Origin of the sequence: Pseudomonas sp. QLc11A, from assembly GCF_052112305.1 — a bacterium.
GTDB lineage: Bacteria > Pseudomonadota > Gammaproteobacteria > Pseudomonadales > Pseudomonadaceae > Aquipseudomonas > Aquipseudomonas laurylsulfatiphila.
This window is the reverse complement of the sequence record NZ_JAVAJJ010000065.1, coordinates 1-331: the sequence shown is the minus strand read 5'-3', so window position 1 is coordinate 331 and position 331 is coordinate 1. Positions and strand designations below refer to the sequence as shown.

Below are 331 nucleotides of genomic sequence, written 5' to 3'. Positions count from 1 at the left end.
GCCCGCTCCCACAGGGTTTTGCATTGATCACACGATCAAGCCACACCACAGATCACTGTGGGAGTAACATCTCGGCGCTGGCGGACCAGACCTCGGAACAGGCGCAGAACTCGGCGTTGTTGAGTGAAGAGCTGACCAAGACTGCGAATACCCAGTATTCGTTGGTGGAGCGGTTCAACCGCTGATTGCTGCTGGAATGATAAGAACCCGGACAGTGAGAGCTTCCGGGTTTTTTATTATCAATTTGAAAAGTATGTTGTCTGTGCGCCCGCCTTCGCGGGCAAGCCCGCTCCCACAGGGTTTTGCATTGATCACACGATCAAGCCACACC

1 pseudogene is annotated in these 331 nt (G+C 54.1%); it reads left to right on the top strand.

Features of this window, described 5'->3' with window-relative positions:
* Window positions 1-185 (top strand): annotated as a pseudogene (locus Q8X48_RS29905) (hypothetical protein); the annotation flags it as partial.
* Window positions 186-331 lie beyond the last annotated feature (146 nt).